The organism is Nonomuraea sp. GTA35, assembly GCF_041950525.1.
GTDB lineage: Bacteria > Actinomycetota > Actinomycetes > Streptosporangiales > Streptosporangiaceae > Nonomuraea.
Window position 1 is genome coordinate 94,150 of sequence record NZ_JBGNUV010000015.1, and the last position, 25,030, is coordinate 119,179.

At 73.3% G+C, this 25,030-nt stretch carries 15 protein-coding genes; 10 read left to right on the top strand and 5 right to left on the bottom strand.

Going from position 1 to position 25,030, the window contains the following annotated elements; all coding sequences use genetic code 11:
* The first annotated feature begins 90 nt into the window (after positions 1-90).
* Genes ACBJ32_RS46450 through ACBJ32_RS46470 form a run of 5 tightly spaced genes read left to right on the top strand, consistent with a single transcriptional unit; the run spans position 91 to position 8,408 of the window.
* Positions 91-1,761 (top strand): fatty acyl-AMP ligase, encoded by a 1,671-nt coding sequence (locus ACBJ32_RS46450; RefSeq protein WP_375132297.1) that lies wholly within the window; start codon positions 91-93, stop codon positions 1,759-1,761.
* Entirely contained in the window at positions 1,754-4,342 is a 2,589-nt protein-coding gene (locus ACBJ32_RS46455; protein WP_375132298.1) for an MMPL family transporter, read from the top strand. The genes ACBJ32_RS46450 and ACBJ32_RS46455 overlap by 8 nt, the downstream gene beginning before the upstream one ends.
* Positions 4,339-5,766, top strand: coding sequence for an MFS transporter (locus ACBJ32_RS46460; RefSeq protein WP_375132299.1), 1,428 nt, complete (start codon positions 4,339-4,341; stop codon positions 5,764-5,766). Before ACBJ32_RS46455 ends, ACBJ32_RS46460 begins: the two co-directional genes overlap by 4 nt.
* Before the next feature lie 34 nt (positions 5,767-5,800).
* Positions 5,801-7,057: a glycosyltransferase gene (locus tag ACBJ32_RS46465; protein WP_375132300.1), complete on the top strand. Its 1,257-nt coding sequence runs from the start codon at positions 5,801-5,803 to the stop codon at positions 7,055-7,057.
* Positions 7,058-7,109: 52 nt separating this feature from the next.
* Positions 7,110-8,408 (top strand): hypothetical protein, encoded by a 1,299-nt coding sequence (locus tag ACBJ32_RS46470; protein WP_375132301.1) that lies wholly within the window; start codon positions 7,110-7,112, stop codon positions 8,406-8,408.
* 61 nt (positions 8,409-8,469) lie between these two features.
* On the opposite strand, the gene ACBJ32_RS46475 is transcribed toward ACBJ32_RS46470, so the two are convergent.
* The 4 genes from ACBJ32_RS46475 to ACBJ32_RS46490 form a co-directional block, all read right to left on the bottom strand.
* Complete coding sequence (locus tag ACBJ32_RS46475) at positions 8,470-9,810, bottom strand: ABC transporter substrate-binding protein (protein ID WP_375132302.1); 1,341 nt, start codon at positions 9,808-9,810, stop codon at positions 8,470-8,472.
* 33 nt (positions 9,811-9,843) lie between these two features.
* Complete coding sequence (locus tag ACBJ32_RS46480) at positions 9,844-10,722, bottom strand: carbohydrate ABC transporter permease (protein ID WP_375132303.1); 879 nt, start codon at positions 10,720-10,722, stop codon at positions 9,844-9,846.
* A complete protein-coding gene (locus tag ACBJ32_RS46485; RefSeq protein ID WP_375132304.1) occupies positions 10,722-11,624 on the bottom strand; it encodes a carbohydrate ABC transporter permease in 903 nt (300 codons plus the stop codon). The genes ACBJ32_RS46480 and ACBJ32_RS46485 overlap by 1 nt, the downstream gene beginning before the upstream one ends.
* A gap of 89 nt (positions 11,625-11,713) precedes the next feature.
* Positions 11,714-12,868, bottom strand: a complete 1,155-nt coding sequence (locus ACBJ32_RS46490; protein WP_375132305.1) for an ROK family protein — start codon at positions 12,866-12,868, stop codon at positions 11,714-11,716.
* Positions 12,869-13,023: 155 nt separating this feature from the next.
* On the opposite strand from ACBJ32_RS46490, the gene ACBJ32_RS46495 reads away from it, so the two are divergent.
* From ACBJ32_RS46495 to ACBJ32_RS46505, 3 genes are all read left to right on the top strand, one after another.
* The gene (locus ACBJ32_RS46495) at positions 13,024-15,147 is read left to right on the top strand and encodes an alpha-galactosidase (RefSeq protein ID WP_375132306.1); all 2,124 of its coding nucleotides are present in this window, start codon (positions 13,024-13,026) and stop codon (positions 15,145-15,147) included.
* Positions 15,148-15,310: 163 nt separating this feature from the next.
* Positions 15,311-15,643, top strand: coding sequence for a hypothetical protein (locus ACBJ32_RS46500; protein WP_253756020.1), 333 nt, complete (start codon positions 15,311-15,313; stop codon positions 15,641-15,643).
* A gap of 16 nt (positions 15,644-15,659) precedes the next feature.
* Positions 15,660-16,691, top strand: a complete 1,032-nt coding sequence (locus ACBJ32_RS46505) for a protein-L-isoaspartate O-methyltransferase (RefSeq protein ID WP_375132307.1) — start codon at positions 15,660-15,662, stop codon at positions 16,689-16,691.
* Between the two features lie 16 nt (positions 16,692-16,707).
* Here the strand turns inward: ACBJ32_RS46505 and ACBJ32_RS46510 are convergent, their stop codons facing one another.
* Complete coding sequence (locus ACBJ32_RS46510) at positions 16,708-17,790, bottom strand: alpha/beta hydrolase (RefSeq protein WP_375132308.1); 1,083 nt, start codon at positions 17,788-17,790, stop codon at positions 16,708-16,710.
* Positions 17,791-18,007: 217 nt separating this feature from the next.
* Between ACBJ32_RS46510 and ACBJ32_RS46515 the strand changes: the two genes are divergently transcribed.
* Together ACBJ32_RS46515 and ccrA are read left to right on the top strand one after the other, a co-directional pair.
* Positions 18,008-23,707, top strand: coding sequence for an SDR family NAD(P)-dependent oxidoreductase (locus ACBJ32_RS46515; RefSeq protein WP_375132309.1), 5,700 nt, complete (start codon positions 18,008-18,010; stop codon positions 23,705-23,707).
* Complete coding sequence (gene ccrA, locus ACBJ32_RS46520) at positions 23,704-25,002, top strand: crotonyl-CoA carboxylase/reductase (protein ID WP_357893047.1); 1,299 nt, start codon at positions 23,704-23,706, stop codon at positions 25,000-25,002. The genes ACBJ32_RS46515 and ccrA overlap by 4 nt, the downstream gene beginning before the upstream one ends.
* Positions 25,003-25,030 lie beyond the last annotated feature (28 nt).

The following is a 25,030-nucleotide window of genomic DNA, read 5'->3' on the forward strand; positions in this document are numbered from 1 at the left end:
CCGGTCGCGGAATGTGCTTGAGCCGGGCAAGAATCACGCCTGCTTCTCCCGTAATTTGCTAGGTCCTGCTCACGGTGAGGGGGACCAGGCATGCGCGAGATGCTGATCGCACAGGTGGCCCGGTGGGCCCGGGAGATCCCGCAGGCGCCCGCGTACACGTTCGTCGACCACCTCGGGGGCGGCACGCGGCACACGCTCACCTGGAGGCGTGCCGACCTCAAGGCCAGGGCGCTGGCCGTGCGGCTGCGCGAGCTGGCGGCGCCGGGCGAGCGCGTGGCGGTGCTCGTGCCGCAGGGGCTGGACTACGTGGTGGCGATGCTGGGCGCGATGTACGCCCGGCTCGTCGCGGTGCCGCTGTTCGCGCCCGGGCTGCCGGGGCACGGCGAGCGGCTGGCCGGGGCGTACGCCGACGCCGACCCCCTGATCGTGCTGACCACGGCCCCCGCGCTGCCCGGCGTCACGGACTTCCTGGCCACCGCCCACGCCCCCAAGCACGTGCTCGCCGTGGACACCGTCTCCGACCTGCTCGCCGACGAGTGGGAGCCCGAGCCGGCCGGGCCGGACGACCTGGCCTACCTGCAGTACACCTCCGGCTCCACCCGCACGCCCGCCGGGGTCGAGATCACCCACGGGAACCTCACCGCCAACGCCACCCAGCTCTGGGAGCTGTTCCGGGCCAGGCCCAGGACGTCGGTGGCGGCGCTGTGGCTGCCGCTCTTCCACGACATGGGCCTGGTCGCCACCGTCGCGATGCCGATGATGGGCGGGAACCAGGCGGCGTTCATGGATCCGGTGGCGTTCGTCATGCGGCCGGTGCGGTGGTTGCGGCTGCTGTCGGAGTTCGGGGACGTGTTCACCGCCGGGCCCAACTTCGCCTACGAGTACACCGCCGCCCGCGTCACCCCCGAGGAGAAGGCCGGGCTGGACCTGTCCGGGGTGCGGGTCATGCTGAACGGCGCCGAGCCGGTGCGGCCGGGGGCGATCGAGGCGTTCGACGCGGCGTTCGCCGGGTGCGGGCTGCGGCCCGAGGCGCACACGCCCGCGTACGGGCTGGCCGAGGCCACCGTCTTCGTCACCGCCGCCGGGCGGGACGAGCGGCCCGTGATGACCGTCTTCGACCGCGACGCGCTGCGGGACGGGCGCGCGGTGCCCGCCGCCGCGGGGTCGTGCCTGGTGTCGTGCGGGCGTCCCCACGGGCAGCAGGTGCGCATCGTGGACCCCTCCGGGCGGGCCCTCCCGGACGGCGAGGTGGGCGAGATCTGGGTGCAGGGGCCGAACGTGGCCCGCGCCTACTGGCGCGATCCCGCGCGCAGCGCGGAGGTGTTCGGGGCGGTGCTGGAGGGCGCGGACGGGACCTGGCTGCGCACCGGGGACCTGGGGGTCCGGCACGACGGGCGGCTGTACATCACCGGGCGGATCAAGGACCTGGTCATCGTGGACGGGCGCAACCACTACCCGCAGGACATCGAGGCCACCGCGCAGGAGGCCCATCCGGCGGTGCGGCGGGACCGGGTGGCGGCCTTCTCCCTGCCCTTCGACGAGGGCGAGCGGCTGGTCGTGGTGGCCGAGCGGTCGCGGGCCGGGGAGTCCGCCGGCGCGGAGGAGGTCGGGCGGGCGGTACGAGCCGCCGTCCGGAAATATCACGATCTAGCGGTGCACGACTTCGTGCTGACCGGGGCCGGGACCGTGCCGAGGACGTCGAGCGGGAAGATCGCCCGGCAGGCGTGCCTCCAGGCGTACCTGGAGGGTCTGTTTGTTTGAGTCGGCGGGCCGCCTGGTCTACCGGGGCCGGTGGACCCTGCTGGCGCTGACCCTGGCGGCCGCCGTCCTCGCCGCGCCGTTCGGCCTGGAGCTGTTCGGCCGGATGGCCGACGGCGGCTTCGAGGACCCGCGTGCCGACTCCACCACCGCCGCCCGCTGGAACGACGAGTGGTACGGCGGCCACGCCCCCGACGTCGTCGTCCTCTACCGGCACCCCTCGGTCAAGGTGCGCGACGCCCGGTACAAGGCCGCCGTGCACCGCTCGCTGCGAGCCCTGCCGGGACGGCACGTGCGCGCGATGGCCACGTACTGGACGACCAAGTCCAAGAAGCTGGTCTCCGAGGACGGGCACTCGACGTACGCGATCGTCACGCTCAAGGGCGACGAGCAGCGCGCCTACGCCGCCATCGCCGACCGGCTCAGGAACGTCGACAACCTCTACGTGTCGGTCGGCGGCTCCGTGCCCCTCCTCGACGAGCTCAACGACCAGACCGCCGCCGACCTCACCCGCGCCGAGGCCATCTCCATGCCCGTGCTGCTGGTGCTGCTCGTCGTCGTCTTCGGCAGCCTCGTGGCCGCCGGGCTGCCGCTGGTCGTGGGGCTGCTCGCGGTGCTCGGCGCGCTGGTGCTGCTGCGGCTGCTCACCTCCGTCACCGAGGTGTCCGTCTTCTCGCTGAACGTCGTCACCATGCTCGGGCTCGGCCTGGCCATCGACTACTCGCTGTTCGTGCTCAAGGCGTTCAGGGAGGAGATCGCCCGCGGGGCCACGAACGAGCAGGCCGTGGTGCGCACCATGGCCACGGCCGGGCGCACCGTGGCCTTCTCCGGGCTGACCGTCGCCACGGCGCTGCTGGGGCTGCTGCTGTTCCCGCAGATGTTCCTGCGCTCGATCGGGCTCGGCGCCGCCGCCGTGGTGCTCGTCGCGGTGGGGGCCGCGCTGATCGTGCTGCCCGCCGTGCTCGGCGTGCTCGGGCCGCGCGTGAACGCGTTACGCATCACGCCCGACTTCGGGCCGCGCGGGGAGGGCGGGCTGTGGCACTCCGTGGCCTCCAGCGTGATGCGCCGGCCCGTGCTGTACCTGGTGGCGGTGAGCGTCGTGCTGGTCGCGCTGGCGGTGCCGTTCCTGCACGTCAAGTTCGGGAACGTGGATCACAGGGTGCTCCCGGCCGCCTCCGAGAGCCGCCGCGTCGCCGAGACCCTCGACCGGGACTTCGCCCGCAACGCCATGGCCGCGATCGACGTGCACGTCCTGGTCGAGCGCTCCTTCACCGGCACGCCGCCGCTTCCGGGGCCGCTCGGGCAGGGCCACACGCCGATCAGCGCCGTCACCCCCGTGAGCCCCGTGGACGTCCGGCCGCTGGCGCGGCGGCTGGAGCGGCTGCCCGGCGTCACGGACGTCGAGGTGGCGGGCCTGTCGCAGGCGAACGGGGCGGTGCGGCTGGCCGTGCGGTACGCCTCGGACCCCATGTCGGACGAGGCCAGGGCCCTCGTACGGTCGATCCGCGCCCTCTCGCCCGAGCCGAACGTGCGGCGGGTCGTGGTCGGCGGGCCCACGGCGGCGCAACTGGACCTCCAGGACAGCCTGGTCGCCACGCTGCCGTGGATGGCGCTCGTGGTCTGCTCGGTCACGGGGGTGCTGCTGTTCGCCGCGTTCGGGTCGCTGGTGCTGCCCGTCAAGGCGCTGCTGATGAACGTGCTGTCCATCGGGGCCTCGTTCGGCGTGATCGTGTGGGCCTTCCAGGACGGTCACCTGGCCGCCGCCCTGAACTTCACCTCCACCGGGTCCATCGAGGCCACCGTGACCGTGCTCATCCTGGCCGTGGTGTTCGGGCTGTCCATGGACTACGAGCTGTTCCTGCTGTCGCGGGTGCGGGCGGAGTGGCTGCGTACGGGGGACAACACCGCCGCCGTCGCCGCCGGGCTGCAGCAGACGGGCGGGGTGATCACCAGTGCGGCGCTGCTGTTGCTGGTCGTGATCGGGGCCTTCTCCACGGCCGGGATCACGATCGTGAAGCTGCTCGGGGTGGGGATGTTCGTGGCGATCGTGGTGGACGCGACGCTGGTGCGGGCGCTGCTGGTGCCTGCGTCGATGCGGCTGATGGGCGGGGCGAACTGGTGGTTGCCGCGGTCGTGGCGCGCCTTCCACCACCGCATCGCACTCCGCGAGGCCACCCCGGCACCCGCCTCGGCATCGGCCCTCGCCGCGGCTCCGGCCTCCGCACTGGCCCCGGCACCGGCGTCGGCACCTGTGCCGCGCCCCGCCGCCGGTACGCCGTCCGGCGTGAGGCTGCCGCGGGCGATCACGCCGACTCCTGAGGACGCGCCGCCCGCGGTGACCGTGAACGGCCGGCCGGCCGTCTTCGGGGCGGACACCGATCCCGTGCCGCTCCCCGCCGCGCCCGCGCGACCGGGCGCGTTCGCGCTCCGGGAGCTCCCGGCCGAGTCCGGTGAAGGTGCTGCCGCTGGTGAGGGTGATCGGGCCGGGCGGCGGGCGGGGTGGGTGCGGGTGGTGGACAGGCGCGCCCGGGTGGTCCGGGCGTTGCCGGGCGGCGGCTGGACGTGGGTGGAGGTGGACGAATGAGCCTGACCGCCACCGGGGCGCGGCGGCGGCCCGTCAGGGCCTGGGCGCTGTTCCTCGTCACGGGCCTGGCCGGTTTCATGACCACGCTGGACAACACGGTCGTCACCGTCGCGATCCCCAGCATCCAGCGCGACCTCGGCGCGGGCCTGGCCGCCCTGGAATGGGTGGCGACCGGGTACATCCTGACCTTCGCGGGCCTCATGCTCGCCGGCGGGCGGCTGGCCGACGTCCACGGGCATCGGCGGGTGCTGCTGGCGGGGCTGGGGGCGTTCACGGTGGCCTCGCTCGGCGCGGGCCTGTCCGGCTCCGTCGGGGTGCTGGTCGCGGCCCGGCTGGCGCAGGGGGCCGGGGCGGCGTTGATCCTGCCCGCGACGCTTGCCGTGCTGGCCGGGCGGGAGGAGCGGCAGCGTTCCATGGGGGTGGCCGTGTGGATGGCCTCCGGGGCGGCGGCGCTGGCGCTCGGGCCGGTGGCGGGCGGCTACCTCAGCGAGCATGCGCACTGGAGCTGGGTGTTCCTGGCCAACGTGCCGCTGGGCGTCGCGATCATGGCGCTGGTCGCCGTGGCTGTCCCCGAGGGCGCGGGCGATCCTGACCGCCCTCGTGCTCGTGTGGCCGCCGGATCGGGTGGCGCCGACCGTTCGCGTGCCCGTGCAGCCGGCGGGCGGGAACTGGACGTGGCCGGGGTGGCGGCGTCGGTGGTGTTCCTGGCGGCCGGGACGTTCGCGTTGATTCATGGTGGGGCGCACGGGTGGACGTCGCCCGCCGTCGTGGTGGCGGTGCTCGGGTGCGCGGGCGGCGGGGTGGCGTTCGTGGTGGCCGAGCGGCGGGCCCGGGAGCCGATGGTGGAGCCGGGGCTGTTCAGGGTGCGGAGCTTCGCGGGCGGGGTGGCGGCCCAGGTGCTCTGGGGGCTCGGGGTGAACGGGGTGTTCTTCTATACGGCGATCTTCCTGCAGGGGGTGCTCGGGTTCACGCCGACGGACTCCGGGGTGGCGTTCGTGCCGCTGGCGCTGCTGGTCGTGATCGTCACGCCGGTCGTGCCGCTGGTGGAGCGGTGGCTGGGGGCCGGGCGGACGGTGGCCGCCGGGCTCGTGCTCGTGGCCGCCGGGATGGCGCTGGCCGCGACGCTGGAGGCGGGGGACGGGTGGGGGCGGCTGCTGCCCGCCGTGTGCGCCATCGGGGTGGGCTCGGCGCTGACCATGCCCCTGGGGTCGGCGGTGCTGGGCGCCGTGCCGGAGGCGAGGGCCGGGGTGGCGGGCGGGATCTTCTCCGTGAGTCGCGAAATTTCGGGACTCTTCGGGATCGCGGCCGTCGGGGTGATCGTGCACGCCGCGGGCGATTTCGCCACCGGGTACGCGGTAGGGCTGCTGGCGGCGGCCGGGCTGGTGCTGGCCGGGGCGCTGATCAGCCTGGTGACCCTCCCATGAGGCCGCGGTCGCCGACCCGGGAGGCGGCGGGGACATGAGGGTGGCGGTGCTGGGGCTCGGGTCACGAGGGGACGTGCAACCGTGTGCGGCGCTCGCCCTGGAGCTGGCCGCGCGCGGGCATGCGGTCACGCTGGTCGCGGCCCGCCGATACGCCTGGCTCGCCCCGCGCGGCGACGAGGACGTCCCGCCGAGCGACCGGTACGGCGCGACGGCGGGGCCCGGGGTGGCGTTCGCCGCGTTGAGCGTGGATCCGCCGGCGGTCGTGGAGAGCGAGGAGGGGCGGCGGTGGCTGGGGAGCGGCCCGCTGGGGTTCGTGCGCGGGTTCAGGACCGTCGTCGAGCCGCTGGCCACCACCCTGGTCAAGGAGGTGGACGCCGCCTGCGCGGACGCGGACCTGGTGCTCGCCCCCGCCCTGGGCGCCTTCGGCCGCCACCTGCACGACCGGTACGGCATCCCGTACCGGATCCTGCACTTCCAGCCCAGCGAGCCGACCCGCGAGTTCCCCAACCCGCTGGTGCCGCCGGCGACCCTGGGCCCGCTGGGGAACCGGGCCAGCTACGCCGTGATCGAGCGGCTCGGCTGGCTGGTGCTCGGCCGCATGGTGAACCGGCTGCGGTCGAGCGTCCTGGGCCTGCGGCCGCTGCGCGGGAGCCCGTTCGCGGCGGATCGGCGGGCGCGGGTGCCGGTGTTGTGTGGGGTGAGCCCGCTCGTCGTGCCCCGGCCCGCGGACTGGCCCGGGCACGTGCACCTGACCGGCTACTGGCGGCTGCCGGCCGCGGAGGCGGACGGCGGCATCGAGGACTTTCTGCAGGCGGGGCCCGCGCCGGTGTTCGTGGGGTTCGGGAGCATGGTGCCGGGCGAGCCGGAGCGGGTGGCGGCCGAGGTGGCCGGGGCGCTGCGGCGGGCGCGGATGCGGGGCGTCGTGCAGGGGCTGCCGGTGGCCGAGGACGACGACGTGCGGGTGGTGGGGGAAGTGGCGCACGAACGGCTGTTCCCGAGGATGGCGGCCGTCGTGCACCACGGCGGCGCCGGCACCACGGGGACGGCCCTGGCGGCGGGGGTGCCGAACGTGGTCTGCCCGTTCTTCTCCGACCAGCCGTTCTGGGGCAGGCGGGTGGCGGCGCTGGGGGTGGGGCCGCGGCCGTTGCCCGTGACCGGGCTGACCAGGGACGAGCTGGCGGCGCGGCTGATCGCCGTACATGAATATCGGGAGAACGCCGCACGACTGGGACGGCTACTACGTGTTGAGCATGGCGTGAAGAACGCCGCGGATCTCATTGATCGTCCTTGATCGTCCGGATATGGTTCATATGCCCACGATCACCCCCTGGAAGTTAGGTGCCATGAGACGGCGGCTACGGCAGGTCTTCATCATCGGTCTCACCCTTTCGCTGCTGGGGATCGGTGTCCCCGCCTACTCGGAGGACGGCGACAGGAACTGCAACGACGAGCTGCCCCCCGGCACCCCGTCGTACGTGGTGTGCACCTGGCTGAACACGCCGGAAGAGGCCCTGGACACCGCGCTTTTCTGGCTCGGCAACGACGGCGAGAACATGGAGAACGCCGCCCCGATCCCGCCGATCATGATCGACTGTGGTGAGGCGGGCAACGAGTGCCCGACCGACGCCGAGGGCGACGGCCAGCTCCACGACGTCGACTCCCCTGACGTGCCGGGCGCCGAGGACGGCGGCACGCCGGAGTGCCAGAACGGCGAGCAGTGCTACGTCGACCCGAACTCGATCACCGCCGCCGAGAAGACCGCCGCCCAGGCCACCCCGGCCGGCCAGGCCACGCAGACCATGGCTCAGACCCAGACCACCATGCGGGTCTGGATCGAGACCGAGCTCGCCGACGACTACAAGGCCGGCAAGCTCACCGAGGCCGCCAAGAAGATCGCCGCGCTGGTCGCCACGCAGCCCGGGGTCGTGGGTGTCAGGTTCACCTCGCAGCTCGGCTACAACGAGACCTTCGCCACGGCGGAGGAGCTGGACAAGTTCGTCTCCGAGACCGCGACCGCGCTGCGCACGCTGCTGCCGGGCAAGAAGCTGGCCGCGCACACGGTGGTGCCGGTGCTCGGCTGCGGCGCGGACCAGGCCTGCACGGCCGAGCTGACCAAGAAGTACCCGCTGCTCGACCCCGAGCGCATCGGCGCCTGGCTGAGCAAGGGCTACCTCGACCAGCTCGCCCTCGACAGCGGTCACTTCGCCACCGAGTACGCGACCTGGAAGATCGACGCCACCGCCGCCCAGCGCAACCAGTGGGCCCAGGTCCAGGCCCGCGCCTGGGACGCCTACGCGCAGATCGCCGCCGAGGACGCCTCGTTCGCCGCCGCCGGTTCCTCCGCGCTGACCGAGGAGCAGGTCACCAAGGCGATCGCCGAGCGGATCGCCGCGCCGCTGCGCGAGGACGCCGCCGAGACCGTCACGCTGTGGTCGCGCTGGCAGAACGACCAGGGGCAGGTCAGCCGGGTGTACGGCGAGAAGTGGGCCGCCAACACCACGTGGGAGCAGCTCAAGAAGCTCGGCACGATCAAGCCGCGCCTGGCCACCGTCTACGACCCGGCCCACCCCGAGGTGGACCTGGCGACGGACCTGAAGAACCTGTCTGAGGTGTTCGGCCAGGTGTACCTGCACACCTCCTGACCCCCGAACCAGCGCGAGGGCCGGGCGCCGCCTGAACGGCGGAGCCCGGCCCTCGCGGTTTTCAGCCGAAGTAGCCGTTGACGGTGGCGTTGGCCTGGTCGAGCGAGTTGACGTCGGCCTTGAAGGAGAAGATCGCGTCCATCGTCTCCGTCATCGTCGCGGTGATGTCGGCCCAGTGCTCGGCGATCGGGGCCAGGTGCGTGGTGCCCTCCTCGACGTGCATGGTGAACGGCTTGACGTCGATCCCCGCGTCCTTGAACGCCTGCTCCGCCTTCACCGTGGCCGTCTTGATCGCCGGGAAGACGATCGCCTCCTTGGCCACGATCTCCTCCTGGCACGCCGGCGAGCCGAGGAACTTCACCCACGCCCACGCCGCGTCGGGGCTGTCGGTGGAGGCCGAGATGTTGTCGGCCAGGCCGTTGAAGAGGCTGGCCCGCTTACCGGTCGGCCCGATCGGGGTGGGGGCGAGGGCCGACTTGACGCCCTTCAGGTTCCAGTACGTCTTGGTGTTCCAGCTTCCCTCGGTGACCATCGCGTACTTGCCCGCCCCGTACGCGTCGATCTGCCCGACACCGGAGCTGGCGATGTCCATGGTCGGCATGTACCCCTTGTCGATGAGCGAGGTGAACCACTTGATGGTCTCCTTGAACTTGGGGTCGGCGTAGTTGAACTTGCTCGGCCACGGGTTCCGGTCGCCGTACTGCCACCCGTTGCTCATCGCGTACTGGCTCCACTCGGTCTGCCCGAAGCCCGCGCCGCTGCCGGCCAGGCCGAGGCCGTAGGTGGCGACGCTCTTCTTGTCGAAGCCGGGCTCGTCGCCGCGCTTGCCGTTCTTGTCCACGGTGAGGCGGGCGATCATCTTCTCGTACGTGCCGCCGTCCTGCGGGTTCCAGTTGAGCTCGGCCATCTCCTCGGGCTTGATGCCGGCTTCCTTCAGCTTGTCGGTGTTGTAGATCACCGCCACGGTGTCGAAGTCCTTCGGCAGCCCGTACCGCTTGCCGTCCTTGGCGACCCACAGGTCGGCCAGGCCGTCCTGGTAGATCGACAGGTCCACCTTGTCCTTGGTGACGTTCTCGTCGAGGGGCAGGATCTGGCCCTGGGCGGCGAACTCGGGGTAGCGCGACAGGTGGCCGACGAACACGTCGGGGGCGGTGCCGGAGACGAAGGCGGTGGTCAGCGTGTTCCAGTAGTCGTCCCAGCCGTACTGGGTGATCTTGACGGTGTAGTTCGGGTTCGCCTTGTGGAAGGCGTCGGCGCAGGCCTGGTACTGGGGCTGCTGGGCGGTGTCCCAGAGCCAGTAGTCGATCGTGACGGGCCCGGCGGCGGCCTGCGGCTCCTCCTGGGCGCCGCATCCGGCCAGCAGCAGCACCGCCGCGCCCGTGACGGCAAGACAACGCTTCATCACAACAACCTTCCGTGGTGGGGGGGACGGCGCTCACTTGACGCCGGTGTAGCCGATGGAGTCGATGACGCGGCGGCCGAGCAGGGCGAACAGCACCATGATCGGCAGTGCGGCGAAGAGGGTGGCGGCCATGAGGCCGGCCCAGTCGGGGCTGCCCTGCGGCGTCTGCGAGCGGAAGATGCCCAGCGCCACCGTGAGCACCCGCACGTTCTCCGCCTTGCCGACCAGCAGCGGCCAGAAGTAGTCGTTCCAGCTCGTGATGTAGGTGAGGATGGCCAGCGTGGCGATGGGCCCGCGGCTCATGGGCAGCACGATGCGGAAGAACGTGCGCACGTGCCCGGCGCCGTCGATGCGGGCGGCCTCCTCCACGCTGGCGTTGATGCCGAGGAAGAACTGCCGCAGGAAGAACACCGCGAACGGCGTCATGAGCAGGTGCGGCAGCACGATCCCGAGGAAGGTGTTGAGCAGCCCCAGCTCCTTGATCAGCACGAAGTTGGGCAGCGTGGTGAAGATCGGCGGCACCATGAGCGCGGTGACGAAGAGCGTGAAGACGGCGTTCCTGCCGGGCCAGCGCAGCCGCGCGAAGGCGTAGGCGGCCAGCGCGCCGAAGAAGACCTGCCCGGCCGTGGTGATCGTGGAGACGATGATCGAGTTGCGCAGGTAGAGCCAGAAGTTGACGGTGCCGCTCGACCCGCCCTCCGCCACCGCCTCCGCGGTGCTCGACAGGCCGAGCACCCGGCGGTAGGCGCCGAGCGTGAAGTCCACGGGCAGCAGGTCGGCTGCCCCCGCGGCCAGCGCGCGGGTGTTGGAGAAGGACGTGCGCAACATCCAGTAGAAGGGGAACAGCGTCACCAGCATGACCAGGACGAGCACGGCCCAGCCCGCCGCCCTGCCCCATCGGATCCGGGCCATCACGCCCCCCTCAGATCGGACTCGCCGGCGCGGGAGAGGCGCAGCTGCAGGTACGCGACCCCGGCGAGCAGCACGAACAGCACGGACGACAGCGCGGCGGCGTAGCCGAAGTTGAACCGGTTGAACGCCAGGTCGTAGATGTAGAAGTAGATGACCCTGGTGGCGTTGATCGGCCCGCCCGCCGTGGTGACGGCGATCGTGTCGAAGACCTGGAAGGAGCCGATCACGCTGAGCACCATGACCAGCGCCATCACCGGCCGCAGCAGCGGCAGCGTGACCCGCCAGAACGTGCGCCACTCCGAGGCCCCGTCGATGGCGGCGGCCTCGTACACGCTGGGCGGGATCATCTGCAGCCCGGCGAAGATGAGCAGCGCGGTGTAACCCATGTGCCGCCAGGTGTTGATCCCCGCGATGGTGGGGATGGCCAGGTCGGAGCCGAAGAACGCGACCCGGTCGAAGCCCAGCCACTCGATGAGGTTGTTGACCACGCCGAGCTGGAAGTCCAGCATCCAGAACCACAGCAGGGCCACGATCACGTTGGCGACAAGGTAGGGCAGCAGGACGATCCCGCGCACCAGCATGGACTTCGTCAGCCGGTACAGCAGGACGGCCAGCAGCATGGAGATCACCGTCTGCGAGACGATGTTGAGCACCACGTACTCGGCGGTGACCTTCAGCGCGTTCCAGAACAGGCGGTCGCCGAACAGCTTCTCGTAGTTCTCCAGCCCGATGAAGCGGGGCGGCGTGAGGACGTTGTACCTGGTCAGGCTGAGATACGCGCCGCGGATCGCGGGCCAGAGGTAGAAGAGCGCGAAGCCGATCGCGGCGGGGAGGACGAACAGGACGGCGACGGGCAGATCACCGAGTCGGCGTCGAAAGGGCGGTGGGGGAGTCCTGGGCACTGTCCCGGGCACTGTTCCGGATGGGGTGCGGGGGGCGGCGCGGACGGTATCACTGGTCAACTGACCTCCTAGTGCCCGCCGGCGGTTGTTCAGCGGTGCAACAGCAGATGCTGGAGAGCGGTGACGGCCGCTCCCCTGGCCCACTCGTTGAAGGCGAAGGGCTTGACGGCGACCCGTACGGGGCCGGCCGTCCAGTGCGTGTGCGCGGCGAGGGCGGTGTGGAACGCCTGCGCGCACACGTCGTACATGTGGACCGACTCGCCGGACAGGACGACGAGCTCGGGCCCGGTGATGTTGGCGACGGTGGCGACGACCTGGCCGAGCGCGGCGCCGGCCTCGTCGAGCACGCGGCGGGCGACGGGGTGTCCGTCGGCCGCCAGCGCCAGGCAGTCGTCGAAGGTGAGCTCGGGCCGGGCGATCGTGGTGGCGATCGAGCGGCGGATGGACGGGGAGGAGGCGTACGCGCGGGCGCAGCCGCGGTGGCCCCGCTCGCACAGGGGTCCGCGGTCGTCGATCTGCAGGTGGCCCACCAGCCCGCTGGCGCCCGACTGCCCGGTCACCAGCCGGTCGCCGATGACGAGCCCGCAGCCGATGCCCGCCCCGACCGTGACCAGCGCGAACGACGAGTGCCCCACGCCCTCGCCGAACCACTGCTGCACGGCCGTCAGCGCGCGCACGTCGTTGTCCAGCACGGTCGGCACGTTCACGGCCCGCTCGACCAGCTCGGCCAGCGGTAGCTGGCTCCAGCCGAGGAACGGCGAGGTGTGCACGACGGGGTCGCTCGGCGTGGCGGTGCCGGCCAGGCTGATGCCGACGGCCGACAGGGGCCGCTCCGGCACGGTCAGCTCCTCGACCGCCTCGACGATCCGGCCGAGCACGTGGTCGATGTCGTGGTCCGCGAGCGGCCTGGACGTCTCGCCGTGCACGGTGGCCGCCAGGTCGGTGCGTACGGCGAACAGCTCGTCCTCGGTGAGCTTGATCCCGACGAACGACATGCGCGAGGCGTCCACCTGCAGCGGCTGCGAGGGCCGCCCGACGGTCGCCGGGCCCTCCTCGCCGGTCGCCTCCAGCAGGTAACCCGCCTCGATGAGCGGCCTGGTCAGCTTGGTCAGCGCGGACGGCGACAGGGTCAGCCGCCGTGCCACCTCCGCCCTGGACAGGGGGCCGTGCACGAGCAGCTCGACGAACACGGAGCGCATGGCGTCGGTGAGCCGCACATGGTCCGTGGCGGTGTGTGAGAACACGGGGCCATGGTTGGGGTTATTTGTTCGCCTTGTCAAGTAAAAGCGTGGTGTGGATCACAGCTTCTCTCGTCCTGCGCCTGCCTTTCATTGACCAAGTGCATTAAAGCGGGTTAGTCTCCAGCCGCCTGATCGAACCAGCAGCTCGGGGGACGCCGATGCCTGTAATCCCGCTCGACGACCACCATTGGGCGCTCACCACGCCCACCTCCACGTACGTCGTAGGCGTGGAGATCGACCCGGACACCGGTGAGGCCGCGCCGCGGCAGACGTACTGGGGCCCACGCCTCTCCGCCGAGGCCGCGCGGCAGGTCACCGGCCTGCCAGGGCGGCACGTCTCCAGCTTCTCCACGCCCGCGGAGATCGAGGAACTGCTGCCGGTGGACGGCGGCAAGCGGTGGGGCTCGCCCTCGCTGCAGGTCGCGTTCGGCCACACGCGCTCCCTGGAGCTGCGCTTCGCCGGGGCGCGGCGGCACGACGAGGGCGGCGGCGCCGAGCGGCTGGACGTGCTGCTGGCCGACGCCCACCACCCGTTCGAGGTCGTGCTGTCGCTCCGGGTACGCGACGACACCGACGTCATCGAGCGCTGGACCACCGTCAGGGCCGGCGCCGAGGTCACCGTCACCCGCCTGGACTCCGGCAACTGGTTCGTCCCCGACGCCCCGGCCTACCGCTACAGCGGCGTCTTCGGCGCCTGGGCGGAGGAGTCGCAGCTCCAGCGCGGCCCGCTGCCGGTCGGCGAGCTGGTCTTCACCAGCCGCCAGGGCATCACCAGCCACGTGGCGAACCCGTGGGTGATGATCGACGCCGGCGAGGCCACCGAGGAGCACGGCGAGGTCTGGGGCGTCGCCCTGGCCTGGAGCGGGAGCTGGCGCCTGACCACCACGCAGCGGCCGGAGGGCGGCGTCTGCGTCTCCGGCGGCTTCGGCCACGACGGCCTGCGCTGGACGCTCGGGCCGGGCGAGGAGCTCGTCACGCCGTCCGTGCTGGGGCTCTACAGCACCGGCGGGTTCGGCGGGGCCAGCCGGGCCTGGCACGCGTACGCCCGCGGGCACGTGCTGCCGACCCCCTTCGAGGAGCGGCCCGTGCTGTACAACTCGTGGGAGGCCACGACGTTCGCCGTCACCGAGGCGCAGCAGCTCGAACTGGCCAAGACCGCCGCCTCGCTGGGCGTCGAGCTGTTCGTGATCGACGACGGCTGGTTCGGCCGCCGCGACGACGACACCACCTCGCTGGGCGACTGGTTCCCGCATCGCGAGCGGTTCCCCGACGGGCTGCGCGGCATGCTCGACGGCATCCGCGACCTGGGCCTGCGCGTCGGGCTGTGGGTGGAGCCCGAAGGGCTGAGCAAGGAGAGCGAGCTCTACCGGGCGCACCCCGACTGGGCGCTGCACCTGGAGCACCGCCGCCGCGACGAGAAGCGCGGCCAGCTCGTGCTCAACTTCGCCCGCGACGACGTACGCGAGTGGGCGCTCGGCTGGCTCGACGAGCTCGTCACCGAGCTCGGCCTCGACTACCTCAAGTGGGACATGAACCGCCCGTTCACCCAGGCCGGCTGGCCGGAACGGGCCGGCGACCAGGACCGGGTCTGGATCGAGCACACCCGCGGCGTCTACGAGGTGATGCGGACGCTGCGCGAGCGGCACCCCGGGCTGCGGATCGAGTCGTGCGCCGGCGGCGGCGGGCGCATCGACTACGGGATCCTGCGCTACACCGACGAGGTCTGGCCGTCGGACAACACCGACGCCCGCGACCGGCAGACCGTGCAGCACGGCTTCTCCCAGCTCTACCCGGCCAGCGCCATGTCCGCCTGGGTCACCGACTCGCCCAACCCGACCACCAAGCGCGCGATGCCGCTGCGTTACCGCTTCCACGTGGCGATGGCGGGCGTGCTGGGCGTCGGCGGGAACCTGTCGGAGTGGACCTCCGGCGAGCTGGAGACGGCCGCCGAGCTGATCGCCCAGTACAAGCGGGTACGCAGGACCGTGCAGCACGGGGCGCAGTACCGGCTGGCCGGCACGCCGGGGCAGGAGCGCTCCGCCGTGCAGTACGTGCGGGACGACCAGGTCGTGGTGCTGGTCTACAACCCGCTCGGCAACGCCAAGCGCGGGCCGCGCACGCTCCGGCTGACCGGGCTCGACCCGGAGGCGCTGTACGAGCTGGAGGCCGACGGCTCCCGCTGGCACGGCGGCACGCTCATGGGCGCCGGCATCAGGCCCGCCGCCTGGGAGCCGATCGGGGCCGACCACCGCAGCGAGCTGGTGGTGCTCAGGAAGCTGTAGATCGGCTGGGCATGTCCTGGCCGTTAGGGTCTCGTGGAGTGTCCAGTGGACCTGTCGCCGCTCGGGCGGGGCATGAGAGTTTGAGCCATGGGACGGGTCGCCGGCCGCATCGGCGGTGGTGGCCCGGCGTGGGGGTTTCACTCGTCATGAAGGGGGCTTCACCATGGTCGAGAACTTCGCCGAACTGCCCGCTCCGTCGTCCGTACGGCTCATCGACTTCGAGGAGGCGCGGGTCGTCCCCGGCATCGTGCCCAGGTCATTCATCCTCATCGTCAGCGGTACGAAGCCGTACCTCAACATGACGGTCTCGCTCTCCCCGCTGGTCTACATCCAGCAGCCGGAGTACTGGGGCATCGAGGTCATCGGGTCGCTGCCCGGCATCGGGCTGCCCGCCACGGCCCCCTACACGGTGTCGCTGCCGCTCGACGGCATCCTCGGCACCAAGGGGATCGAGGTCATCGGGGCCGGCAACCGCAAGACCTTCGACGTGCCGTAGGGGGGCGATCTCTCGTATGACGCAGGCTTGGGACGCGATCGCCGGCGAGGCCGTGCGACGCGCCCTGGCCTGCGTGGACGGGCCCGCCTACACCGTCCTGCCCGGCGGTGCCCGGCTGCCGCAGACCTCCGACCCGGCCGTCGTCGGCGGCATGCTGGAGCGGCTGGAGGTGGAGCCGGGGCACCGGGTGCTGGAGATCGGCACCGGGTCCGGGTTCTCCGCGGCCGTGCTGTCGCGGCTGGTCGGGCCGGGCGGGCACGTCACCTCCATCGACATCGACGCGCGGCTGACCGGGCGGGCCGCGCGCCTGCTGGCGGACGACGGGTGCCGCAACGTGCGGCTGGTGACGGGCGACGGCACGCGCTGGGCGCCGGAATCGCGTTACGACCGGGTGATCGCGTGGGTCACGCCCGTACGCGTCCCGGACGTGTGGGTGCGGCGGGCCGCGCCTGGCGCGGTGATCGTCACCCCGGTGCACCTCGCCCCGCTGGCCCGCGCCATGGCCGTGGTACGGCTCCGCCGCGGCGCCGGCCCCGACCGGCTCGCCGCCGACCTGCTGATGCCGGGCGGCTTCGCCGAGGCCAGGCCCGAGCCGCACGACCAGTGGCCGGTGCCCTCCTACGGCGTGGACGCGCTCACCCGCGACGCGGCGGGCCGGATGTGGTGGGTGGCGGCCGAGTGGCTGCGCGCCCACGAGCCGGCCGTCGGCATGCGGCTGCTCGAACTGATGATCACCGATGGGCGCGGGGGCACCGGATGGCTGGGCGCCGTCGACCTGCACGCCTACCTCATGGCGGCCCGGCCGGAAGGGCTGACCACGGCCGCCCTCGGCGACCAGGGCTGGGGCGTCGGCTGCTCGGACCCGGGGGGCGTGGCGCTGGCGGGCCTCTCGGGCGACCTGTTCGTGGCGGGCGCCTCCGCCGCGGCCGAGCGGCTCGACGGGTGGGCGCTGGAGTGGCGCGAGCGGGGGCGGCCCGGCATGGCCGACCTGGTGCCGCGCCTGCACCGGCGCGGCTCCGGGTGGGACGTGCGGGCGGCCGTCCCCTGAGAGCCTTCTCCCCGGATCAGGCCCCGAGCGCCTTGCGGATCATCGGGTACGAGCTCTTGAACTCCCTGATCCAGTACGGCCAGGTGTGCGTGCCGTTCCCGTACAGGTGGAGCGTGTGCGGGATGCGCAGCCGCTTGAGCCGCTTGCTCAGCGCCTTGCCCGTGTACGCCGAGATCGGCTCGCCCAGGTGCGCCGGATGCCACGGCGAGCCCGGCGGGTCGAGCGGGCCGTTGAAGCTGTTGGTGCCGCTGGAGAGGTAGAGGCTGACGCCCTTGAGGTTCGCGGCGAGGGCCAGGGGGTCGTTGGCGGCCCACACCCGCTTGTCGCGTTTCGGGTCGCCCCACAGCGCCAGCGGGTCCTGCTTCTCGCTGGCCTGGGCGTTCATGATGACCGCCGGGATGCCGGGCAGGCGGGTGGCCAGGATGCCGCTGTACGCCCCGGCGAAGCGGAACATGCCGGGGTGGCGGGCGGCGTACTTGACGGCGCCGTACGCGCCCATCGACAGGCCCGCGATCGCGCGGCGGCTGCCGGCGCGGTAGCCGATCTCCAGCAGCCGGCGCACCTCGTAGGTGTGGAACGTGGCCCACGCGGGCGGCCCGCCCCTGCCGCCGTTGTACCAGTCCGTGTAGTTGCCGGCGCGGCCCGCCTCCGGCATGACGACGATGGCGTCCAGGTCGGCGGTGTAGGTGGAGACGTCGGTCATGCGGGTCCACGAGGTGTAGTCGTCCGCGCCGCCGTGCAGCAGGTACAGCACCGGCCACGTGCGTCCGGCGCTCTTCGACCACCCCTGGGGGAGGAGCAGCCGGACCGGCAGCATGCGGCCGACCGACGGCGAGGAGATCAGGATGTCCAGGGTGCGGGCGTCGAGGCGGCGCTCGCGCACCACGCGGGCCTGCCCGGGCAGCGCCTTCTGCCACGGCAGGTGACCGGTGTCCTGGGCGGGGGGCCGCGTCGGCTTCGCGCTGGGCTGCTCCGAGGCCGAGCCCTCGGGGACGAGCGACCAGTCGGGGTCGGCGCGGGCGGTGGAGACGCCCGGGGCGGACAGGACGAGCAGCGGCACCGCCGCCACGGCCAGCAGGCGGCGCATGCTTGATGACATGGTCGGGCTCCTTCGCCGGCAGTGCAGGCGAGGGTAGGCGGTGGGGCGGCGGCACGGCTATGAGCGTCCGTACGAAATTCTGCCTCTCGTTACGTCACGCCGGATAAATCATCACCGCCGTGACAAAACGCGGCCGAGGAATGTTCCGTCCGGGCCTGACCCTCGCCCCGGGCCCGTGGGTATCTTGGCCGATCACCCCACATGCATGGGAGCGCTGATGGACGTACCCGGCGAAGGTGAGATCCGCCGCTTCCTCGTCGAGCGGCTCGGCGAGCACGTGGACCCCGACCGGCCCCTGGGCGAGTACGGGCTCTCCTCGCGCGAGTCGGTGGCCGTGGCGGCCGAGCTGGGCGAGCTGCTGGGCCGGGAGCTGAGCCCGACGCTCCTGTGGGAGCACCCCACCGTCAACCGCCTGGCCCGCGCGCTGGCCGCCCCCGGCACCCCCGTGCGCGCCGCGCCCCCTGCCGGCGAGCCCGTCGCCGTGGTCGGCGTCGGCTGCCGCTTCCCCGGCGCGCACGGGCCACGGGCGTACTGGGAGCTGCTCATCGAGGGGCGCGACGCGGTCGGCGAGGTGCCCGCCGGGCGGTGGGAGGCGTTCGGGACGGCGATCGCGGGGCGGCGGGAGGCGTCCGGGACGGGGGCCGCGGAGCGGTGGGAGGCGTTCGAGGCGGCGGCCGCGGGGGCCGGCCGGTACGGCGGGTTCCTCGACGACGTGGCCGCGTTCGACGCGGAGTTCTTCGGCATCGCGCCGGGCGAGGCGGCGGCCATGGACCCGCAGCAGCGGCTGCTCCTGGAGACCGCCTGGGAGGCGCTCGAACACGGCGGCATCGCCCCCAGGTCGCTGGCCGGCACGCGCACCGGCGTGTGGACCGGGATCTCCGGCAACGAGTACGCGTACCTGACCACCGCCGACCTGGCCTCCGTGGACGCCTGGACGGCCACCGGCGCCGCGCTCGGCATGGGCGCCAACCGCCTGTCCTACCTGCTCGACCTGCGCGGCCCCTCCATGGCGGTGGACACCGCCTGCTCCTCCTCCCTCGTCGCCACCCACCTGGCGGTCTCCAGCCTGCGCGCGGGCGAGTGCGACCTGGCGCTGGCCGCCGGCGTGAACCTGCTGCTGTCCCCGGTGATCACCCTGGCCTTCGACCGGGGCGGCGGCACCGCGCCCGACGGGCGGTGCAAGGCGTTCGACGCCTCGGCCGACGGGATGGTGCGGGCCGAAGGGTGCGGGGTGGTGGTGCTCAAGCGGCTGGCGGACGCCATCCGGGACGGGGACCGCGTGCTCGCCCTGGTCGGCGCCACCGCCGTCAACCAGGACGGCCGCTCCAACGGCCTCGTCGCCCCCAACCCGGAGGCGCAGGAGGCGCTGCTGCGGCAGGTGTACGGGGATCGCGGGCCCGACTACATCGAGGCCCACGGGACGGGCACGTTCCTCGGGGACCCGATCGAGGCCCGCGCCATCGCCGCCGCCATCCGCACGCCGGTGCTGCTCGGCTCCGCCAAGACGAACCTCGGCCACCTGGAGGCCGCCGCCGGCGTCGCCGGGCTCATCAAGGCCGTGCTCGCCCTGCACCACGGCGTCATCCCGCCCAGCCTGCACTTCCGCCGCCCGAACCCGCACATCCCCTGGGACACGCTGGAGGTCGTCACCTCGCCGACCCCCTGGCCACGGGCGGACGCGCGGGCGGGGGTGTCGGCGTTCGGGTTCGGCGGCACGAACGCGCACGTCGCCCTGGACGTCTACGGCGTACAGACGGACGGCCCGCCGCGGACCACGTTGGACGGAGGCGCCCGCACGGCCGGCTCGCCGCGCGGGAGCACCGCCAAGCACGTCTTCCTGCTCACCGACACCACCGAGGCCAGGGTCCGCGAGCACGCCCGCGCGATGGCCGCCTGGCGACCCGACGCCGGACTGCGGGACGTCGCCCACACCCTCGCCCGGCGTGCCGGACGGGGCAGGGTGGCCGCCGCCGTGGTGGCCGGTGACGCCGCGGAGCTGGCCGAACGGCTCCGCGACCCGCGGCCCGTGCAGGCGGCGGGTACCGGGCCCGTGTGGGTCTTCGGCGGCTACCGGCCCCAGCCTCCCGACCTGGGCCTCTACGACGCCGAGCCCGCGTACCGGCGGACGGTCGACGCCGTCGCCCCGCTGCTCGCCGCCGAGGCCGGCATCGACGTGCACGACCCGCTCCCCACCGGCGTCGCCGAGATCCAGCCGATCCTCTTCACGGCCCAGCTCGCGCTGGCGGAGACCTGGCGGGCCTACGGGTTCGAGCCGGCCGCCGTGATCGGGCACTCGATGGGGGAGGTGGCGGCGGCCGTCGTGGCGGGCGGGCTCCCGCTGCGGGACGCCGTCAAGGTCATCTGCACGCGGGCCAGGCTCCTCGGCGGGCTGGGCGGCGGTGGGGCGATGGCCGTGGTGGGGGTGGACGCCCGCGAGGTGCCCGCCGACCTGCACGTGGCCGTGTACTCGGCGCCGGGGCAGTGCGTGGTCACGGGGGAGCCGGAGCGGGTGGCGGCCTTCGCGGAGTCGGTGGCGGGGCGAGGGCTGTTCGCCAGGACGCTCACGGCCGAGGGGGCCGGGCATTCGCCGCAGGTCAAGCCGCTGCTGCCGGTGCTCAGGGAGGAGCTGGCCGGGGTCGCCGGGGGGAAGCCCGTGGTGCCGTACTACTCGGTGGTCTTCGAGGATCCCCGGGAGGTGCCGGTGTTCGAGGGGGCCTACTGGGCGGCCGGGGTGCGGCGTCCCGTGCGGCTCATGCAGGCCGTACGCGCTGCCGTCGAGGACGGCTGCACCCTCTTCACCGAGGTGAGCCCGCATCCCGTGCTGACCGGCGCGCTGCGCGACACCCTGCCGCCCGCCGCCGTGCTGACGACCGGCGACCTCCACACCCAGCTCGCGACCGCCGCCACCGTCGTCGCCCCGCGTACCCGGGGGCGCGTCGTGGACGTGCCGCACTCGCCGTGGCACCACGTCCGCCACTGGGCCGGCGGCCTGCCCCCGCTGGCCCCGCCGGACTCCCCGGACTCGCCGGACGGCAAACTGGTCACAAGAGAGTGGGCTCCCGCGCCACCACGGGGGGCGGGCTCGCCCCGCGCATGGCTCATCCTGGCCGATGAGGGGGATGCGCGGGCGGCCCGCCTGTCTTCCCTGCTCGGCCCCACCTGCACGCTCCTCACGGTGCCACGCGGGGAGGCCGGCGCCGCGCTGCTCCCCGGCGGGCTCGGCCCCACGCTGCTCCCTGGCGGGCTCGGCGCCGCGCTGCTCCCAGGCAAGCTCGGCCCCGCGTCGTCCGTGCTCGTGCTGCCTTCCCGGGAGCTCGATCCGGCGGCGGCCCGGCGGGTGATCCTGGTGGTCGCCGCCCTGGTCGCGCGGGGCTGCCGGGTCTCGATCGGGACCGAGCGGGCGCAGGCCGTCCTGGAAGGCGAGCGACCCGACCCGGGGACTGCGGCGTTACGCGGGCTGGTCCGCGTCCTCGCCCTGGAAAGGCCCGAGCTGCCCGCCACCCTCGTGGACTTCGACGACCTCGCCGACCTGGCGACGGAGCTGACCTGCGGTGAGAACGCGGCGCGCGGCGCGGGCGGTGAGGCGGCGGATGACGAGGTGGCCTGGCGCGGCGGGGTCCGATATGCGGCCCGCCTGCGCCGCGCCCCGTCACCGCCCGCCCGCACCTCGGTCCTGCCTGTTCACACCTCGGACCCGCCCGTCCGCGCCCGGGCCCGGTCCGCCGGTGACGCGGACGCCGTCGTCGGGGCGGGCGCGTACATCGTCACCGGCGGGACCGGCCGGCTCGGCCGGCTCGTCGCGCGCTGGCTGGCCGGGCGCGGCGCGACCCGTGTCGTGCTGAACGGCCGGTCCGAGGCTGCCGCCGACGGGGTCGCGCAGGTGGTGGCCGGGGATCTCGCGCTGCCCCGCACGGCGGAGCGGCTGGTGGCGGCGGCGACGGCCGGCGGGATGCGGCTGCGCGGCGTGATCCACGCGGCCGGTGTGCTGGACGACCGCCTGATCGCCGATCTGGACCCCGGAAGCCTCGAACGGGTGTGGGCGGCCAAGGTGGACGGCGGGTTGCGGCTGCACGAGGCCACCAAGTCCCTGGACCTGGACTGGTGGGTGGCGTTCTCGTCGGCGGCCGGGATGCTCGGCTCTCCGGGGCAGGCGGCCTACGCGGCGGCGAACGCCTGGCTGGACGGGCTGTGCGAGCTGCGCCGGGCGGACGGGCTGCCCGGGGTCGCCATCGCCTGGGGGCCGTGGGCGGGGACTTCCGCCGGCGCCGGGCTGCCTGCCGTGGAACCGCTGACGGCCGAGGAGGGGCTTGAGGCGCTGGAGACGCTGATCCGGGGCGGGGTGTCGGCCGGAGTCGTGAAGGTGGACGTCAGGCAAGCACTCACGATATTTCCGGCCATCGCCCGCATTCCGTACTTCTCTGACATGGCAAGTGAAGCGTCTGCCCGCCCACACGGCTCCTCCGGCCGTGCGGATGGTTCGTCTGTTCGCCCTCACGGCTCCTCCGGTCGCGCGGACGGTTCGTCCGCCCCCGCGCACGGCTTCTCCGGCCTCGCGCATGCGCAGGCCGGGCCCGCCACCCCCCTGGATCCGGCCACACTCACGCCTGAAGACGTGTTCGTGCGGGTCCGGGAGCGGGTGGCCGCCGTGCTGGGGGTGGTCCCGGACGGGCTGGGTTCGGGTGCGGTGCTGACGGACCTCGGGCTGGACTCGCTGGCCGCGACCCGGCTGCGGGGCACGATCGAGCACGACTTCGGCGTCACGGTGCCCACCGCGCCCATGCTCACGGGAAGCACGGTGGGCACTCTCGCGGGCATGGTCGCCTCCGAGCTGGGCCTGGCGATGGGCGCCCCCGCCGTCGCGGCCAGGGACGCGGCGGAGCGGCAGGTGGCACGGGTGCTCGCCGGGCTTCTCGGCCGCGAGCCCTCCGTCACGGACCCCGTCCCGCCGGACGTTCTGTCCGAGGCGCTCGCTCTCCTGAGCCGCGAGCTCGGCAGGCCCGTCTCCCTGCCTCCTGGCACCGCTGGCGGGCCGGGTGCGGTGAGCGTGGCGGAGCTGGCCGAGGTGGTGCGCGGGCTTGACGAGGCGGAGGCCAGGCGGGGGGTCGTGCGGCGGCTGAACGCCGTCACCGCCGGGAGGCCGCTCTTCCTCGCGCACCCCGCGGGCGGCACCACCGGCGTGTACGCGCTCCTCGCCGACCGCCTCCCCACCACCCCCGTCCGCGGCCTCGAACGCCTGGACGACACCCTGGACCCCCTGGACGACCCGCTGGGCATCCCCGAGCGCGCAGAACGCTACGCCGTGGCGATCAGGGAGGCGGGGCCGGGGCCGTACCGGCTGGGTGGGTGGTCGTTCGGCGGGATCCTGGCGTTCGAGATCGCCCGCCGGCTCGGCGAGACGGACGTCGAGCTGGTGGCCATGATCGACTCGGGTCTGCCGGAGCAGGTGCCCGAGGCGGCCCGCCGGGAGATCGAGGCCCGCCGTTACGCGGACTTCGCGGCCCACCTGAGCAGGACGTACGGCGTGGAGGTCGATCTGGACCCGGCCGAGCTGCTCGACCTGGCGGAGGACGCCCGCACCGCCCTGGTGAGGGCCAGGATGGCCGAGTCGGGAGCCATGGAGGCGTTGCCCGGCGCGGTGCTCCGCCACCAGCTCACCTCGCACGCGGACACCAGGGCCATCGAACGTTACCGCCCCGAGGCCCCGTACCGCGGCCGGGTCGTGCTCTACCGCTCCACCGAGCCCACCCCCTGGACCGTACGGGACCCCCGCTACGCCCACGAGGGGGACCCGGCCAGGGGCTTCGGGCCGTTCTGCACCGACCTGGAGATCGTCGAGATCCCCGGGGCGCACCACCTCGACCTGCTCGATCCCCCGCACGTCGAGGTCATCGCCGAGCACCTGGGAGGACTGCTATGACGCTGGCACAGGCAGTGGTGGCAGGCGCGGAGCCCGCCGAGCTGGCGCGGCTGGACGTGCCCGCCACCTACCGGGCCGCCCACCTGCGCAAGGACGAGGTGGGCACGTTCGACCAGGACGAGCCCGACAAGGACGTGCGCAGGACGTTGCACGTCGGCGAGGTGCCGATGCCGGAGCTGGCCGAGGACGAGGTGCTGATCGCGGTGCTGGCCAGCGCGATCAACTTCAACACGGTCTGGTCGGCGATGTTCGAGCCGATCCCGACGTTCGCGTTCCTGGAGCGGTTCGGGCGTACGGACCCGAGGCACGATCTGCCCACGCACGTCCTCGGCTCGGACGCGGCGGGCGTGGTCGTCAGGACCGGCAGGGCGGTGCGCCGGTGGCGGATCGGCGACCGGGTGGTGACCAGCCCCGCGTACGTGGACGGCGAGGACCCGGTCGTGCAGCACGACGGCATGCTCGCCGCCGACCTGCGGGCCTGGGGCTTCGAGACGAACTTCGGCGGACTGGCGGACTTCGCCGTGGTCAAGGCCACCCAGCTGCTGCCCAAGCCCCGGCACCTGACGTGGGAGGAGGCGGCCTGCAACATGTTGTGCGCCTCCACCGCGTACCGGATGCTGGTCGGCGAGCGCGGCGCGCGGATGAAGCAGGGCGACGTGGTGCTGCTGTGGGGTGCGACGGGCGGCCTCGGCGGGTACGGCGTGCAGCTCGTGCTGGGCGGCGGCGGCATCCCCGTCGGCGTGGTCAGCTCGCCGGAGAAGGCGGAGCTGCTGCGCAGGATGGGCTGCCCGCACGTCGTCGATCGCGCGCAGTTCGACGACCTGAGCGACGAGAAGGCCTGGCGGCGGCTGGGCGCGGAGGTCAGGCGGCTGGTGGGGGAGGACCCGGCCATCGTGTTCGAGCACACGGGCAGGGAGACGTTCGGCGCCTCGGTGTACGTGGCCAGGCGGGGCGGCTCGGTGGTGACGTGCGGCTCGTCCAGCGGGTACGCCCACGAGTACGACAACCGCCACCTGTGGATGAAGCTGAAGCGGATCATCGGCTCCCACGGCGCGAACTACCAGGAGTGCCACGAGGTGAACCGGCTCATCTCGCTGGGCCTGATCCACCCGACGCTCTCCTGCGTGTACCCGCTGGCCCGCGCGGCGGACGCGGCCCGTGCCGTGCAGCTCAACCAGCACGTGGGGAAGGTGGGCGTGCTGGCCCTGGCGCCGGCGGAGGGGCTCGGCGTCGAGGATCCCGAGCTGCGGGAACGGGTCGGCGAGGATCGGCTGCGCCTGTTCCGGCCGCGCTGACCCTCTTGCGGAGCGGAGCGCTCCGTCT